The sequence below is a fragment of the Desulfopila sp. IMCC35006 genome, assembly GCF_005116645.1.
GTDB lineage: Bacteria > Desulfobacterota > Desulfobulbia > Desulfobulbales > Desulfocapsaceae > Desulforhopalus_A.
Window position 1 is genome coordinate 489640 of sequence record NZ_SWCM01000001.1, and the last position, 14878, is coordinate 504517.

The window sequence follows — 14878 nt, forward strand, 5'->3', positions numbered from 1 at the left end:
GATGGAGAGAAATCGCTGGCTGCTGCCGCTGCTGCTGACACCTGCAATGGGTCTCGGTTATTCCGTACTGTCGCTGCCTGAGCACGCCCAGGGCCTCCAACACCTGGTTGCCGACAAGATGGAGGTGAGCGGAGTAAGCAATCCGGTGACGGCAGTGCTGCTCAATTTCCGGGGATACGACACCCTGCTGGAGATGTTTGTGTTATTGCTGGCCCTGCTCGGCGTCTGGTCGCTTGGCGGTCTGTCTTTACGCCGCGAGGCGGCATCGGACCTCGTGCTGGACACCATGGTTCGTTTCCTGGTACCGGTGCTGATTCTGGCCGCTGCGTATCTGCTGTGGGTTGGCGCCCACGCACCCGGCGGTGCTTTCCAGGCGGGTGCCGTGCTTGGTGCAGCAGGAGTACTGTCGCTATTGTCCGGCTGGCGCTGCCACCTCGGCCTCGCACCACTGCCATTGCGGCTTGCTTTGGCGGCAGGCCCTGTCGCCTTCCTGGCCATGTCGGGATGCACCCTGCTGATTGCGGGCCGGCTGCTGCAGTATCCCCCGGCCCAGGCCGGTATCCTTATTCTGATTTTGGAGACAGCGGCCACGGTCTCTATAGGGGTAACCCTGACCGCCCTGTTTCTGGACAAACAGCATCCCGGCAATAAGGATCAAACATGAACACTGCGTTCTTTTACGCCCTGGTGGGGGTGGGGCTTTTCTTTTTGGGTTTGTACGCCCTGATCGTCCATGCGCATCTGCTGCGCAAGATCCTCGCCCTTAACGTGATGGGATGCGGGGTCTTTCTGGTACTGGTGGCGCTGGCACGACGTACCGGAGAGGCTCAGCCTGATGCCGTGCCCCATGCCATGGTCATCACCGGCATCGTGGTTGCCTTCTCAGCCACAGCGCTGGCCCTCACCTTGATGGTGAAGCTGACCGCAGCAACCGGCCGTGCCGAGCTGCAGAGCGATGAACGGGATCCGCACTGATGGTCGGGGTATTCGGGGATATTCCCTGGGCTGTCGTCCTGATCCTGCTGCCGCTGACGGGAGGGATGATCTGTTTCCTCTGGCCGGGGATGGCTAAATTAGCCGGAGCCGTGACAGCTATCGCCGTATCCCTGTCTGTCGCAGGTCTGGGTTGCCAGCTCCTCGCTCATGGCGTCTACCATCATGCCGTTGGCGGCTGGGGTGCGCCGCTCGGTATTGATCTGACGGCAGATGGCCTGAGCCTGTTGATGCTCGCAACAACCGCCCTGGTTGGGCTTGGCATCACCGTTTATTCATTGGCTTATTTCCATGGCGAAGATATGGTCAGGTTCTGGCCGCTGTGGCTGTTTCTTCTCGCCGCCCTGAATGCCCTCTTTCTTGCCGCCGATATTTTCAACCTCTACGTTACCCTGGAGTTGATCGGCTTGGCGGCGGTCGCCCTGGCCGCTATGCCTGGCGGGAGAGACGCCCTGAGCGGGGCCATGCGCTATCTCCTGACGACGCTCCTGGGATCGCTTGCCTACCTTTTCGGCGTTGCGCTGCTCTATCACGGTTTCGGCAGTGCGGACATTGCAATCCTTGCCGTGCGGGTAGAGTCCTCTGCCGTGGTCTGGGCTGCGCTGGGGCTGATGGGGGCCGGACTGCTGCTCAAGACAGCGCTGTTCCCCCTGCATTTCTGGCTTCCCCCTGCCCATGCCAGTGCGCCGGCTCCTGTCAGTGCGCTGCTCTCGGCGCTGGTGGTAAAAGCCTCATTTTATATCCTGCTGCGTTTGTGGCTCACGATCTTCAACTCTCTTGCCGGGGAGGTCGATGAGCTGTTTGGCCTGCTCGGGGCCGCGGCCATAATCTGGGGCTCCATTCAGGCCTTGCGGCAGCCCCGGCTGAAACTGCTGGTGGCGTATTCCACCGTCGCTCAGATCGGCTACCTGTTTATTGCGTTCCCGCTTGCCGCAGGAGCTGCGGCAAGCGTATGGGGTGCGACCGCATACCTGGCAATATCTCACGCCCTGGCCAAGGCAGCCATGTTTCTGGCGGCCGGCAATCTTCTGCACTTTGGCGGTCATGACCGTATCATTGACATGGATCGGGTCGTGCAACGCCTACCACTGACTGCGGGAGCCTTTGCGCTGGCAGGGGTAAGTATCATGGGACTGCCGCCAAGCGGCGGTTTTATCGGCAAATGGCTGCTGCTTGAGGCTGCAGTGATCCAGGGCCGCTGGGATCTGGCGGCGGTTATGATCCTTGGCGGCTTGCTGGCAGCAGCCTATGTGTTCAAGGTACTGGGGTACGCTTTCACTGCGGCCAGCGTGTCGCACGAACCTCAATTTGTCTCGGCAAGGATGGAATGGTCGGCGCTGTTGCTCGCCTCTGGCGCGATCCTGCTGGGTTTTCTGGCGCCTTCGGTGTTGTCGCTAGTGGACATCGGCAGCCCTTTTGGCATAATGGAGGTCAGGCCGTGAACCTGGATCCGTGGGTGCCCATTCTGGTCATTGCCAGCTCCCTGCTGCCGGGTCTGATCATCTTCAGTCTGGCCGAGAATAGCGTACGCCTGCGCACCGGCCTCAACCTGACGGGGGCCCTGTTGAACCTCGTACTGGTAGGCTGGATGCTGTGGGGGGTATACCTCGGACATCGCTATGAAGCACGACTCGCACTATTGCCAGATCTCGAGCTGGTATTGCTTGCCGATACGCTGTCGCTGCTCTTTATCACCCTCTCTGCGGTGCTCTGGCTGGTGACCACCGTCTATGCCATCGGCTATCTGAAAGGCTCGCCCCATCGCAGCCGTTTCTTTGGCTTTTTCAGCCTGTGCGTCACTTCTACCGCCGGCGTGTCCCTCGCCGGCAATCTGATCACCTTCCTGTTGTTCTACGAACTGCTGACCCTGGCCACCTATCCGCTTATCATGCATCACGGCACGGAAGTGGCTCGTCGTGCCGGTCGGTCTTACCTCGTCTACACCATTTTCGGCGGGGCCCTGCTGCTACTTGGAACGGTATGGCTCTATACCCTGACGGGCACACTGGAATTTACACCGAGGGGACTTCTTAACGGCATGGGGGAAGAACATCGTCCAGCCCTGCGAGCAATTTTCGCCTTGCTGATCGCCGGGCTGGGCGTGAAGGCGGCGCTGGTGCCGCTGCACGGCTGGCTGCCGCAGGCCATGGTCGCCCCGGCACCGGTCAGCGCATTATTGCATGCGGTGGCCGTGGTGAAAGCCGGTGCCTTTGGTATCGTACGCATCGTCTATGAGGTGTTCGGGGTTGAATTTGCCGCGGGCCTGGGGGTTACCGCCCCCCTGGCGTGGCTGGCGGCGACCACTATCATCTACGGGTCTCTGCGGGCCTTGTTTCAGGATGACCTTAAGCGTATGCTGGCGTTTTCCACGGTCAGTCAGGTCTCGTACATCACCTTGGGCGTCGCCATCGTTGGACCTGTTGCTACCATCGGTGGGATGGTCCACCTGGTCCACCAGGGCTTCATGAAAATCACCCTGTTTTTGTGCGCCGGCAATCTGGCCGAGACGCTGGGAGTTCACAAAATCAGCGAGATGAATGGGGTAGGCCGGCGTATGCCCTGGACCATGGCGGCGTTCACCGTCGGGGCCTTCGGGATGATCGGTGCGCCGCCGGTTGCCGGATTCATCAGTAAGTGGTATCTGGGCCTGGGCGCACTGGAGGCCGGCCAGGGCTGGGTTATCTTCGTTCTGGCGGGCAGCAGTCTGCTTACCGCGTCCTATTTCCTGCCGGTGCTGCATGCTGTCTGGTTTCGCGAGCCCCCAGTCTGCTGGCCCAAGGAACATCATTTTGGCCTCCGGGAGACTGCCTGGGCGCTGCTGCTTCCTCCACTTGCGACTGCTGTCATGGCCCTGGGTGCTGGATTGCTGGCCGCAATGCCTTTCAGTCCCCTGAATTGGGCAAAGCTCATTGCAGCGCGGGAGTTCTATCTGCCATGAAAGAAGCACTTATCTCTTTGATTTTGCCGCTGACTGTGCTCTGCCCTCTGGTCCTGGCCGTGGCAATGGCGCCCAATGCAGCGCGCTCGACTGTCGCGCGGCTGGCACCCTGGGTGCCGCTCCCTGCGCTTCTGCTGGCCGTGTTAGCACCCTCAAACCTGTCACTGTCTCTGCCCTGGCTGCTTCTCGGCACCAGGCTGGCCCTGGTGAACGACACCGCTCGCCTGTTCCTGCTGTTCACCGCCCTGCTGTGGTTGCTGTCCGGCATATACGCACGGGCTTACTTTTCCGGTCAGCAGGGAATCCATCGTTTCTTTGTCTATTTCCTGTTGTCCATGACAGGAAACATAGGCCTTATCCTGGCCCAGGATCTGACAAGTTTTTATCTTTTTTTCACACTGATGAGTTTTGCCTCCTACGGCCTGGTGGTGCATGAACGTAGTTCCCTGTCACTGCACGCCGGTCGGATCTATATTATACTGGTAGTCATTGGCGAGGTGGCGCTCTTTTCCGCCCTGGTGCTGGCGACCACCGCGACGAAATCGACAGAGTTCCATCTCGTGCGTCAGGGACTGGCGCAGGCCGAATCGCGAGACCTGATAATGCTCCTGGCGCTTATCGGCTTCGGCATCAAGGCCGGGGTGCTCGGACTGCACATGTGGCTGCCGCTTGCCCATCCGGTCGCTCCGACCCCAGCCAGCGCCGTGTTGTCGGGAGCCATGATTAAGGCTGGCCTGTTGGGCTGGCTGCAATTATTACCGCTTGGCGAGGTGATGCTGCTCCAGTGGGGCGAGGCGTACATCACCCTGGGGCTGGCTGCGGCTTTTTATGGGGTATTGGTCGGACTAACACAGCGGGATCCCAAGACGCTGTTGGCCTATTCCAGCATCAGCCAGATGGGGATCCTGACTATGGCCGTGGGGTTAGGGCTTATGTCCCCGGCAGCCTACCCGGTAATCCTGCCGGTCATCACCCTGTACGCCCTGCATCATGGTCTCAGCAAAGGGGCTCTGTTTCTCGGTGTCGGCGTCATCCGCGCCTGCAGCGGTGCAAAACGGCGCCGGGTGTGGCTTGCCATGTGGCTGCCGGCGCTTGCCCTTGCCGGTGCACCGTTGACGAGCGGCATGGCGGCGAAGTTTTTACTGAAAGCGCAGATTGGCAACGCACCGGACACCTGGGTTTTGGTGCTGCAGACGCTTCTGCCCGCAAGCGGCGTGGCCACAGCATTACTGGTCGGACGCTGTCTGATTCTACTGCATCAGCCCAGAACAGGGGACTCGGGAAATCATTCGGCGCGAGGGTTGGTATGGCCATGGGCATTGCTGGTCACGGCAGTTGCGGTGCTGCCTTGGTGGTTCGTGCCGGAGACGCCGGAACGTTGGATCCATGCCGCCTTCACCGCCAGCCTCTGGCCGGTGTTGCTTGGCGCAGTGCTGGCAATTGCCGCAGTCGGTTGGAGAGCGCGGCTGGTCCGATCGAGGGAGAGAGTTGATGGACAGCTCTCCACCCGATATCTCATGCCACAAATCCCGCCGGGTGATATACTGGTGCCCATGAGCCGCTGGATGACGCCCGCCCTCACCCACGTTTGCCGTTTGGCTGAAGAAAGATTACCCACGAGACGTGAAGTGCTGCTGTCCTCACTGAAAAAAACCTGGTCCAACATGCACTGGCAGGGGCTACTGGCAACAATTGAATCCAGTCTCAGTCATTGGCCCACGGCGCTGGTGATTCTGGTGCTGCTGGGGCTGCTTGCCGCCGCGCTGGCAATCATTGCATAGGTCGAACGTTCAGAGAAGCTGGATTTTCAGAAAGTCCAGCAGTTGTGCTGGGAAAATACCCAGTAAAATGATCAGGACACAGGAGAGCGCCAGCAGCACCGTATCATTGATGCTGATGCTCTCCGTTTGCTCGGCAGCCCCTCGCTGCAGGTACAGGGCAGCGACCAGCCGCAGGTAATAATAGATCGACACCGCCGCGGTGAGAATACCGAGTATGGCCAGTGCGTTTTCCCCGGTGCGGATGGCCGCGGCAAAGATAAGGAATTTGCCGGTAAAACCGACTGTCGGCGGAATGCCTGCCAGGGCGAACAGGGAGATGGCCAGTGCACCCGAGGCCACCGGCTGCGTAAAGCCGCGGCCGCGATAATCGTCAAGTTCGGCTCCACAGCCGTTTGCCTCCAGCACCCCGATGGCGCCAAAGGCGGCAAGGCTCATAATACCGTAGCCGATGGCATAAAAAGCAGCCGCCTGCAGGCCGTGCCCCTGAATGCTGACAAGCGCGACCACGCCATAACCCATCTGGGCAATGGAGGAGTACGCAAGCATGCGGCGCACCCGGTTTTGTCGCAATGCAGCCATATTACCCACCAGCATGGACAACAGCGCCAGACCAAACAACGGTACCCGCAGGGTGCCAAGTTCGGCCACGTGCACCAGCAGGACGACCATAAGCAGAACCGCGGCAGCCTTGGAACCGCCGGATAAAAAGGCCACGACCGGCGGCGGTGCGGCCTCATAGACGTCAGGTGTCCAGAGGTGGGCCGGAACCAGCGACAGCTTGAAGGCCATACCGATAAGCAGGCACCCCCAGCCGGCCAGGGCAATTGGATCGCGTACGGTTGCCGCCAGGGTGGTCTGCATGATCTCGCTGATACCTAAAGAGCCGCGCACACAGTACAGCAGTCCTATACCAAAGGCCAGAAAAGCCGCGCTCAGGGCCCCCATCAGCAGGTATTTCAGACCCGCTTCGCTGGAGACATCCTGTTCCCGGTCGATGGCGGCCAGGATATAAAACCCGAAGGTCATCGCCTCAAGCCCCAGAAACAGAAGCAGCAGATTGGTGGCGGAGGCCAGAGCAACCATGCCGAAGGTGGCAAACAGGATGGTCGCCGGATATTCCTCGCCCGCGATATCGCGATACCGGTTATAACTGTGCGAAAACAGCAGCACTGCGGCGGCCATAAAACAGAAATAGGCGGAGAAGAGGCGCGTCAGCCCGCTGGCCGAGAGTCCCAGACCCGGGGCGAGCAGAGCCGGCGGGGTCTGCATCGACCAGAGCCCTGCCCCGACAGCGGCGATAACAGCGATGAGGTATCCTGTTGTCTGCTTTCTGCCGATCGCTCCACAGATCAGGGTGATCAGCGCGCCGATCGCCAGAATAAGCAGCGGCAGGGCTATCTGTATATCAGCCATGCTCATCATGGTGTACCTCCCGTCAGTAAGGCAACCGGCAGATGCAGTACATCCAGCAACGGTCCGGGATGAAGGCCAATGTAGAACACCCCTATGGCCAGAACAGCTAGAATCAGCGCCTCCCGGCCCGTCACATCAAGCATCGGCAGAGGCTGTCGTTCTTTCTGGAACAATACTTCCTGCACCAGGCGCACGGTGTAGACAAGCGACAGGATCAGCCCGAGAAAGGCCAGGATGGTTGCCGACTGCGCGACCTGGTACGAACCGGTCAGGATGAGGAATTCACCGACGAAATTATTCAACCCGGGCAGCCCGGCCGAGGCCATGGCAAAGAGCATAAAAAAACAGGCAAGTATCGGAACTTTGCCCCACAAGCCGCCGTAGGCACTGATTTCTCGGGTATTTGCCCGGGAAGCCAGCATGCCGACCAGAGCAAAAAGGGCCGAGGTCGTCACCCCGTGGCTGACCATCTGCAGGACCGAACCGGAAAGGGCCACCGGCGTCCAGGCGGCGATACCGAGTGCGATAAAGCCCATGTGACCGATACTGGAATAAGCGACCAGGCGCTTCATGTCTTTCTGGGCAAAGGCAATCCAGGAACTGTAAAGGATCCCGGCCACCGCCATGATGGTGAGCAGCGGTGTCAGGGTGCGCGCCGCCTCGGGAAAGAGCGGATAGCCAAAACGAATCAGCCCGTAGGCCCCGGTTTTGAGCAGCAGACCGGCCAGATCGATACTGCCTGCCGTCGACGCATCGGTATGGGCATCGGGGAGCCAGGTATGCAGGGGTACCAGCGGGAATTTGATGGCAAAACTCAAGAGAAATGCCCCGTAGAGCCATAAGCCGACCAGCGGATCAAGACTGGTACCGAGCAGGCCGCTCAGGCCGAAGGTATAAAGACCGCTCTGCCTGCCGTGAATCACGTAAAGACCGATGATCGCCAGCAGCATGAGCAGCGATCCGACCAGGGTGACGACAAAGAATTTAATGGCCGAATAGATGTTGCGGCCATGGCCGTAGATGCCGATCAGGAAGAACATCGGGATCAGCATCACCTCCCAGAAGAGGTAGAACAGGAAAAGGTCAAGAGCGAGGAATACGCCGATAATACTGCTCTCCATAACGAGCAGCAGTATATAGTGCAGTACCGTGCGCTGCCGGATCGTTCGCCAGGATACCAGCATGGCGATAATCGTCAGCAGAGCGGTCATAATCACCAGCAGCAAGCTGATACCGTCCATGCCCAGGGTGAACCGGATGCCGAGACTGTCGATCCAGGAAAAGTCCTCGAACAGGAAAAAACCCGGCAACGCACCCGGCGGTTGCTGCCCTGCTGCTGACCAGGTCCAGCAGGCAATAAACAGCTCGACCACTGCAATACCAACAGCGAGATACTTGGCGACATTTTCCTGTTTTCTCAGGGCAATAAGAGCTAAAGCGCCTGCCAGCGGCAAAACAATGAGCAGGCTCAGCACGGGAAGGCTTGTCATAGGACCTCCCAGGCAAACCAGCCGATCATCAGTGTCGCACCGGCGACAAGACTCAGCATATAGACGGAGATCCGCCCACTGCCCCACCTCCCGAGAAACTGCCCGGTGCGGCCGAACTGGACGGCCGTCCAGTCGAGAGAGTCATCGATAACCCCTTCATCCACCCGCTGCCAGAGGATGGTCGCCAGCCAGGTAAACGGCCGGATAAAGAGCCAGTCATACAACCGGTCAAAATACCAGCCTGCCTGGAGAAAAGCGACCAGCCTGGTTGGCGGATGTTCGGCCCCGGCGATACGTACTTCACGGTGCTGGCTGCCATAGCCGTAATAGAGCCAGGCGATGACCATACCGGCCAGCACCACAAGGGAGGCGACACCTTTGAGAGTCTCTTCCGTCGCCAGCCGCACATGGCCGGCTGATCCGTTAAGAGATGCCAGGAAGTACTCAAGCAGGCCGCCGGCCGCGCCGCCAACGAGGGCCAACAGAGCCAGAGGGATAAGGATAATTTCCATGATGCGGGGCAGCGCGTGCACGGATGGCCCGGAGGCTTTTGCCCCCTCCAGCCTGCTCGCCAGAGTGGGCACACGATCCCCGAAGACGAGAAAGACCATTCTGAGGGTATAGATCACGGTCAGCAGAACAGTGAACGTTCCCACCAGGTAGAGCCCGCCATAAAACATCCCGCCTTTACCCCAGGCTGCAGTCAGGATACTTTCCTTACTGAAAAAACCACCGGTCGGCGGCACTCCGGCAAGACACAGGCTCCCGGCCAGAAACGGCCAGAAAACCCAGGGCAGTTTGCGATACAAACCACCCATGCGGAAGATATCCTGTTCATGATGCAGCGCATTGATAACACAGCCGGCACTGAGAAACAGCAGGGCCTTGAAGAAGGCATGGATAATCAGATGGAAGGTGGCGGCGGTAACGGCTCCGCAGCCCACGGCCAGCATCATATACCCGATCTGGCTGATGGTGGAATAGGCCAGAATCCGCTTTAAGTCCCGCTCGGCCAAGGCGCAGGTCGCCCCATAGAAGGCGGTGAAGGTCCCGGTCACGGCGATTGCCGCGACGACCACGGTTGACCCGCCGATCAATGGAAACATGCGCATCAGCAGGTACACCCCGGCTGTGACCATGGTTGCCGCATGGATCTGGGCGGAGACCGGGGTTGGCCCGGCCATGGCATCCGGCAGCCAGACCATCAGCGGGGCCTGGGCCGATTTTCCCATGGCGCCGAGCAGCAGCAAAAGTCCCAGGGCAGTAATCAGCCCCATGCTGACGCCGGGGTGCGACGGCCCCAGCTGGTTCAACTGGGTGATCGAGAAGGTATGAAAGAGCTTAAACATCCAGACAACGGCGATGGCAAGACCAATATCACCAATGCGGGTGACGATGAACGCCTTGCGCCCGGCGGTGGCGTTTTCCGCCTCTTTGTACCAGAAACCGATCAGGGCATAGGAACAAAAGCCGACCCCTTCCCATCCCAGATAGAGCAGCAGCATATTTTCGGCCAGCACCAGCAGCAGCATGGCGCCGGTAAACAGATTGAGCAGGGCAAAGAAGCGGACATAGCCGGGGTCCCCTGCCATATAACCGATGGAATAGAGATGGATCAGGCCGCAGACAAAGGTGATCATCAGGATCAGCGACAGTGACAGGGAGTCGAGAGAGAGGCTTATCGGCGCCGAGAAAGTGAAGGAAGAGAGCCATGGCCCCATTTCCACCACTGCCGGGCCGTTATAGTTGCCGGCGGCAAACAGGCTCGCAATAAAGCTGAGCCAGATAACCGAACAGGCCGTAACCTCAACCACCCGCCGGGGCAGCAGACGGCCCAGCAGGATGTTGCCGATCCCGCCCACCAGGGGCAGCAGGATTATCAGTGCAAGGGCTGTTTTCATCGGTCCCTCAATTGCCGGAATTCATCGACATTAACCGTATTTTTACGCCGGTGCAGATAGACGACCATGGCCAGGGCCAGAGAGACTTCGGCGGAGGTCATGGCGATAATCATCAGGGCGAAAACCTGGCCGTCGGCCCTCCCCCACTGGTAAGAGCCGGCAACGAAGACCAGCATCGCCGCATTCAGCATAATCTCAATGCCGATCAGCACCATAATGACATTCGTCCGCCAGATCAGCACGCAGATGACTCCGAGGGCGAAGAGAACCGAGGCAAAAACAAGCAGATGACTGAGCGGCACGATCATGGTTTGCGCCTCCTGCCCAGATAGAGCACCCCGACAATGGCAAAGAGCAGCTGCATGGAGATGATCTCGATGGCCACGCCGTACTTCTTGAACAGTGTTATGGCAAAATCTGCCACGTCGAGCAGGCGTTTCTCCGAACCGCCTCCAATCGGGGCTACGGGGGTGGAACGACCGGAAAGGAGCAGCAGCAGTGCCGCGAGTATAATCCCCGCCAGCACCAGGGCCGGCAGGCAATGCACCAGCAGAGGACACCTGGCCTCCTCTGGGTTTCCCTGATCGAGCATCATAATGACGAACATGAACAGCACCATGACCGCACCGGCATAGATGATCACCTCAAAGACCGCGATCAGCGGTGCGGCAAGGAGATAAAAAACCACGGCCAGGGCGAAAAAAGAGGTCACCAGATAGATAATGGCATGCACCGGATGTTTCTCGGTAATGGCCAGAATGGTGGCAATGACAGTGACGATAGCCAGGATGTAGAAAAGGGTTTGTTCCATAGCTGATTTTCTATACTCTCAGTGTCGATATGGTTCCCATGCGGCGCATGGGAAGCAGCTCCAAAACTTATGGTAATAAACTGCGAACATCTACCGGTGGCCTCTCTTCATCCCCTGCCCCGCGAGGCTGGGTCACCCCTATCCCCGCGTGGTGATAAAAATTGTAGTCCGGCGCCTTGCCGCAGCCATCAATAAGCAGATCCTCTTTTTCATAAAGCAGGTTCATGATATCCCGGTTACAGATCTCATAGTCCGGAGTCATCTGGATCGCCATGGTCGGGCAGGCCTCGGCACAGAGGCCGCAAAAAATACACCGGGAGAAATTAATCCTGAACCAGAGGGCATAGCGCCTGCCGTTTTCCTGTTCCGCCGACTGCATGGAGATACAGTCGACCGGACAGGCTGCCGAACAAAGGTAGCAGGCAACACAGCGCTCGCCGCCATCCGGGTCGCGGGTCAGCACAATTCTCGCACGATAGCGCGGCGAAGGAATGCGCTTTTCCTCCGGATACTGCACAGTGACGGAGGGGCCGAAAATATGCTTCCAGGTCGTCCACATGCCGACCAGGATCGCCTTGGTGTCATTGATAACCGACATAACTCAACCTCTTACCCCTTCAGTACAATAAACCAGCCGGTTGCCAGGATGTTGACGAGCGCCAGCGGCGTCAGTACCTTCCAGCCGAAATGCATCAGCTGGTCATAGCGCAGGCGCGGCAGGGTGCCGCGAACCCAGATAAACAGGAAGGCAAAGGCCAGCACTTTTATTAAAAACCAGACCACCGGCGGCAGCAATGGGCCATGCCATCCGCCGAGGAAAAAGGTCGCGGCCAGCCCGCCCAGGACGATGACATTGATATATTCACCGACAAAAAAAAGGCCGAAACGCAGGCCCGAATATTCAGTGTGAAAACCGGCGACCAGTTCTCCTTCCGCCTCGGGGAGATCAAAAGGGATCCGTTTACATTCGGCAAAGATGCTGATCAAAAAAATGATAAAAGCCAGCGGCTGATAGACAATAAACCAGCATGACTGCTGTGCGGCAACAATCTCCGAGAGTTGGAACGAGCGGGCCAGCATAACCACCGGCACCAGCGATAAACCCATGGTGATTTCATAGGAAATCAACTGGGCCAGCCCGCGAATACTGCCCAGCAGCGCATATTTGGAATTGGACGCCCAGCCGCCCAGGGCGACGCCGTAGACAGCGATGGACGAAAAAGCAATGAAGAAGAGCAAACCGACATTGATATCGACCACCTGTTGGCCCACCTCGCGTCCGAACAGGGTAATCGGTGGACCAAAGGGGATGACGGCGAAAATCATGATTGCAGGAATCGCCGCCATGGCCGGCGCCAGATAAAACAGCCATTTATCGGCGCCGGCCGGCTTGACATCTTCCTTGGTGATCAGCTTGATACCATCGGCCAGCGGCTGCAGCATTCCCCAGGGGCCCGCCCGGTTGGGGCCGAGGCGTTCCTGGATATAGGCGAGCAGCTTGCGTTCGGCTAAAACCAGATAGGCGGCGAGGCCGAGAATTACCAGAAAAATGAGGCCGATTTTGCCTGCGACGAGGGCTATGTCGATGAGGTCGATGGTCATTTTATCCCCCTTTCGATATCGGTCAGCAGCAGACCATTGCCTGTCGCATCCAGATCCCGCAACCGTTGCCATTGTCCGGCAAACAATTGGATGTCTTCTTCTGATCCCAGCCGGTGCACGATATCCACCAGAATTTCCCAGGCCGGACGAGACTGGCCGCCCGGGACAAGGGGAGTATGCTCCCTGGGTGGATGCAGAGACGGATTGAGCCCTTTAATCGGCAGTCCCGGCTGCATAACTTTTTTAAAGCGCTGCGCCCGTCCCTCATTGTTGATATAGGTGCCGTCCATCTCCACCCAGGCGGTTGTCGGCAGGACAATATGGGCGGCCTTGACCGTCTCGGTATTGCGCCAGTCAAGGGTTGCCACCACGACAAGCTTCGGCAGAAGCTCTGGCGGAATATCCGCCTCGACGCTCACGACTGCCCGTACTTTTTTATCGGCGACGGCCTCGGCAAGAGATATCGCCCCATACTCTTTGGCCAGCAGTGCAGCACCGAAACTATTGGGTCCGCCCAGCAGGCAGGCAAGTTTTGCGCCAGTTTTTCCGGCCTCGGCCATGACCTCCGACATTTTATCGCCGCCACCAAAAATGATAACCGGATGTGCAGCATCGGCAAAAGGAATATCGATTAAAGAGGCAACACGTTCTACCTCAAAAGGCAGCTTGTCCGTGCTGTTCAGTCCATTGTCATTCTGTGCAACGGTCCCTGCAGCATCCTCGACCAGAGAGATCTTTGCACCGCGACGCCAGGCCTGCCGGACGGCCAGAGCCATCATCGGTCCGTCCTGCAGCAGATCACATTCGACCAGAGCAATCAGATCAGCCGCCTGAATATCGGCCATGGAGGCGGAGGCTTGTTCGTTCAGACAGGCTGTAACCGTTGCCGACTGCTGTGCTTCCCCGGCGTCGACAAAGTAGCAGAGCGATCCGGCACCGGTCTTTTCATGCAGCAGATGCAACAGCGATGCCGCCTCCATTGACAGGCCGGAAGAACCGACAATTGCCAGGCTTTCGGCACCATACTCTGTGCCGATCTCCCGGATGCGCAGCAGAAGAGCGGCAAGAGCCTCCTCCCAGGCAACCTGTCGACCGTCAATCAGTGGCACACGGGGCCGCTCCGGCGCATTGACGGCACTGTTGGTAAACCGGCCCTTATCGCAGAGAAACCAGCCGTTGACCGCATCGTTTTGGCGGGCGATGACCTTCAGCAGCTCGCGGTAGCGGGCGGCGGGCACCGTATTGCAGCCAAGCGAACAGTGGGGGCAGACCGACGGGGCCATATCATAATCCCAATAGCGGGCACGGAACCGGGCGGTCTTATCGGTAAAGACGCCGGTGGGACAGATATCGACCAGATTGCCGGCAAAAGGCGATTCCAGCGGTCCGTCGGCAACCCGCCCGTAGTAAATTCGTCCGGCGCTGCCCATCACCCCGAAATCAGTTCCCCCGGCGAACTCCTGATAGAAACGGACGCAGCGGTAGCACTGAATGCAGCGGTTCATCTCATGCTCGATATGCGGCCCCAGGTACTGATTGACGTGGGTTCGTTTTTTACCGGTATACCGCCGCAGGCCGTGGCCGCCGGCGATGGTGTAATCCTGCAGCTGGCACTCGCCGCCCTCATCGCAGACCGGGCAGTCGTGGGGATGATTGATCATCAGCCATTCGATAACCTGTTTGCGCATCGCCATGGCTTCTGCGTCGGTGGTTGAGACGACCATGCCGTCCTGCGCCTCGAGCATGCAGGACATCTGGATACCTTTGACCGGCCCATCCACCATCTTCACCGCACAGACCCGGCAGGCCCCGGCCTTGCCCAGTGCCGGATGCCAGCAGAAATGCGGGATGGTAATCCCCACACTCTTGGCGGCTTCCAGCACGGTTTTCCCCTGAGTCACTTCAACGGGGATGTTGTCGATGATCAATTTCGGCATCTGTAGATTCTT

General features: G+C 58.9%; 13 protein-coding genes. 5 read left to right on the forward strand and 8 right to left on the reverse strand.

What is annotated here, in order from left to right; all coding sequences use genetic code 11:
* Window position 1: 1 nt before the first annotated feature.
* The 5 genes from FCL47_RS02190 to FCL47_RS02210 are packed head-to-tail and all read left to right on the forward strand — an operon-like array spanning window position 2 to window position 5712.
* A complete protein-coding gene (locus tag FCL47_RS02190) occupies window positions 2-664 on the forward strand; it encodes an MnhB domain-containing protein (protein ID WP_136811814.1) in 663 nt (220 codons plus the stop codon).
* Window positions 661-975, forward strand: coding sequence for a sodium:proton antiporter (locus FCL47_RS02195; protein ID WP_136811815.1), 315 nt, complete (start codon window positions 661-663; stop codon window positions 973-975). The genes FCL47_RS02190 and FCL47_RS02195 overlap by 4 nt, the downstream gene beginning before the upstream one ends.
* Window positions 975-2435: a complex I subunit 5 family protein gene (locus tag FCL47_RS02200; protein ID WP_136811816.1), complete on the forward strand. Its 1461-nt coding sequence runs from the start codon at window positions 975-977 to the stop codon at window positions 2433-2435. The genes FCL47_RS02195 and FCL47_RS02200 overlap by 1 nt, the downstream gene beginning before the upstream one ends.
* Window positions 2432-3931, forward strand: coding sequence for a complex I subunit 5 family protein (locus FCL47_RS02205; RefSeq protein WP_136811817.1), 1500 nt, complete (start codon window positions 2432-2434; stop codon window positions 3929-3931). Before FCL47_RS02200 ends, FCL47_RS02205 begins: the two co-directional genes overlap by 4 nt.
* Complete coding sequence (locus FCL47_RS02210) at window positions 3928-5712, forward strand: complex I subunit 5 family protein (protein ID WP_136811818.1); 1785 nt, start codon at window positions 3928-3930, stop codon at window positions 5710-5712. Before FCL47_RS02205 ends, FCL47_RS02210 begins: the two co-directional genes overlap by 4 nt.
* 9 nt (window positions 5713-5721) lie before the next feature.
* Here FCL47_RS02210 and FCL47_RS02215 read toward each other — a convergent pair whose 3' ends face one another.
* The 8 genes from FCL47_RS02215 to nuoG all read right to left on the reverse strand — a co-directional run bounded on the left by FCL47_RS02215 (window position 5722) and on the right by nuoG (window position 14866).
* On the reverse strand, window positions 5722-7131 hold the full coding sequence (locus FCL47_RS02215) for an NADH-quinone oxidoreductase subunit N (protein ID WP_136812153.1): 1410 nt from the start codon (window positions 7129-7131) through the stop codon (window positions 5722-5724).
* A complete protein-coding gene (locus tag FCL47_RS02220) occupies window positions 7131-8615 on the reverse strand; it encodes a NuoM family protein (protein WP_136811819.1) in 1485 nt (494 codons plus the stop codon). The genes FCL47_RS02215 and FCL47_RS02220 overlap by 1 nt, the downstream gene beginning before the upstream one ends.
* The gene (gene nuoL, locus FCL47_RS02225; RefSeq protein ID WP_136811820.1) at window positions 8612-10516 is read right to left on the reverse strand and encodes an NADH-quinone oxidoreductase subunit L; all 1905 of its coding nucleotides are present in this window, start codon (window positions 10514-10516) and stop codon (window positions 8612-8614) included. The genes FCL47_RS02220 and nuoL overlap by 4 nt, the downstream gene beginning before the upstream one ends.
* The gene (gene nuoK, locus FCL47_RS02230; protein ID WP_136811821.1) at window positions 10513-10824 is read right to left on the reverse strand and encodes an NADH-quinone oxidoreductase subunit NuoK; all 312 of its coding nucleotides are present in this window, start codon (window positions 10822-10824) and stop codon (window positions 10513-10515) included. Before nuoK ends, nuoL begins: the two co-directional genes overlap by 4 nt.
* Window positions 10821-11327, reverse strand: a complete 507-nt coding sequence (locus FCL47_RS02235) for an NADH-quinone oxidoreductase subunit J (protein ID WP_136811822.1) — start codon at window positions 11325-11327, stop codon at window positions 10821-10823. Before FCL47_RS02235 ends, nuoK begins: the two co-directional genes overlap by 4 nt.
* 67 nt (window positions 11328-11394) lie before the next feature.
* Window positions 11395-11925: an NADH-quinone oxidoreductase subunit NuoI gene (gene nuoI / locus FCL47_RS02240; RefSeq protein ID WP_136811823.1), complete on the reverse strand. Its 531-nt coding sequence runs from the start codon at window positions 11923-11925 to the stop codon at window positions 11395-11397.
* A gap of 11 nt (window positions 11926-11936) precedes the next feature.
* Complete coding sequence (nuoH, locus tag FCL47_RS02245) at window positions 11937-12929, reverse strand: NADH-quinone oxidoreductase subunit NuoH (RefSeq protein ID WP_136811824.1); 993 nt, start codon at window positions 12927-12929, stop codon at window positions 11937-11939.
* Complete coding sequence (gene nuoG, locus FCL47_RS02250) at window positions 12926-14866, reverse strand: NADH-quinone oxidoreductase subunit NuoG (protein WP_136811825.1); 1941 nt, start codon at window positions 14864-14866, stop codon at window positions 12926-12928. Before nuoG ends, nuoH begins: the two co-directional genes overlap by 4 nt.
* Between the last annotated feature and the right edge of the window lie 12 nt (window positions 14867-14878).

Bases quoted from the DNA above. Each gene is read 5' to 3' on its own strand.
- FCL47_RS02190 (WP_136811814.1), top strand. From the start codon at position 2: ATGGAGAGAAATCGCTGGCTGCTGCCGCTGCTGCTGACACCTGCAATG.
- FCL47_RS02195 (WP_136811815.1), top strand. From the start codon at position 661: ATGAACACTGCGTTCTTTTACGCCCTGGTGGGGGTGGGGCTTTTCTTT.
- FCL47_RS02200 (WP_136811816.1), top strand. From the start codon at position 975: ATGGTCGGGGTATTCGGGGATATTCCCTGGGCTGTCGTCCTGATCCTG.
- FCL47_RS02210 (WP_136811818.1), top strand. From the start codon at position 3,928: ATGAAAGAAGCACTTATCTCTTTGATTTTGCCGCTGACTGTGCTCTGC.
- FCL47_RS02215 (WP_136812153.1), bottom strand. From the start codon at position 7,131: ATGAGCATGGCTGATATACAGATAGCCCTGCCGCTGCTTATTCTGGCG.
- FCL47_RS02220 (WP_136811819.1), bottom strand. From the start codon at position 8,615: ATGACAAGCCTTCCCGTGCTGAGCCTGCTCATTGTTTTGCCGCTGGCA.
- nuoL (WP_136811820.1), bottom strand. From the start codon at position 10,516: ATGAAAACAGCCCTTGCACTGATAATCCTGCTGCCCCTGGTGGGCGGG.
- nuoK (WP_136811821.1), bottom strand. From the start codon at position 10,824: ATGATCGTGCCGCTCAGTCATCTGCTTGTTTTTGCCTCGGTTCTCTTC.
- FCL47_RS02235 (WP_136811822.1), bottom strand. From the start codon at position 11,327: ATGGAACAAACCCTTTTCTACATCCTGGCTATCGTCACTGTCATTGCC.
- nuoI (WP_136811823.1), bottom strand. From the start codon at position 11,925: ATGTCGGTTATCAATGACACCAAGGCGATCCTGGTCGGCATGTGGACG.
- nuoH (WP_136811824.1), bottom strand. From the start codon at position 12,929: ATGACCATCGACCTCATCGACATAGCCCTCGTCGCAGGCAAAATCGGC.
- nuoG (WP_136811825.1), bottom strand. From the start codon at position 14,866: ATGCCGAAATTGATCATCGACAACATCCCCGTTGAAGTGACTCAGGGG.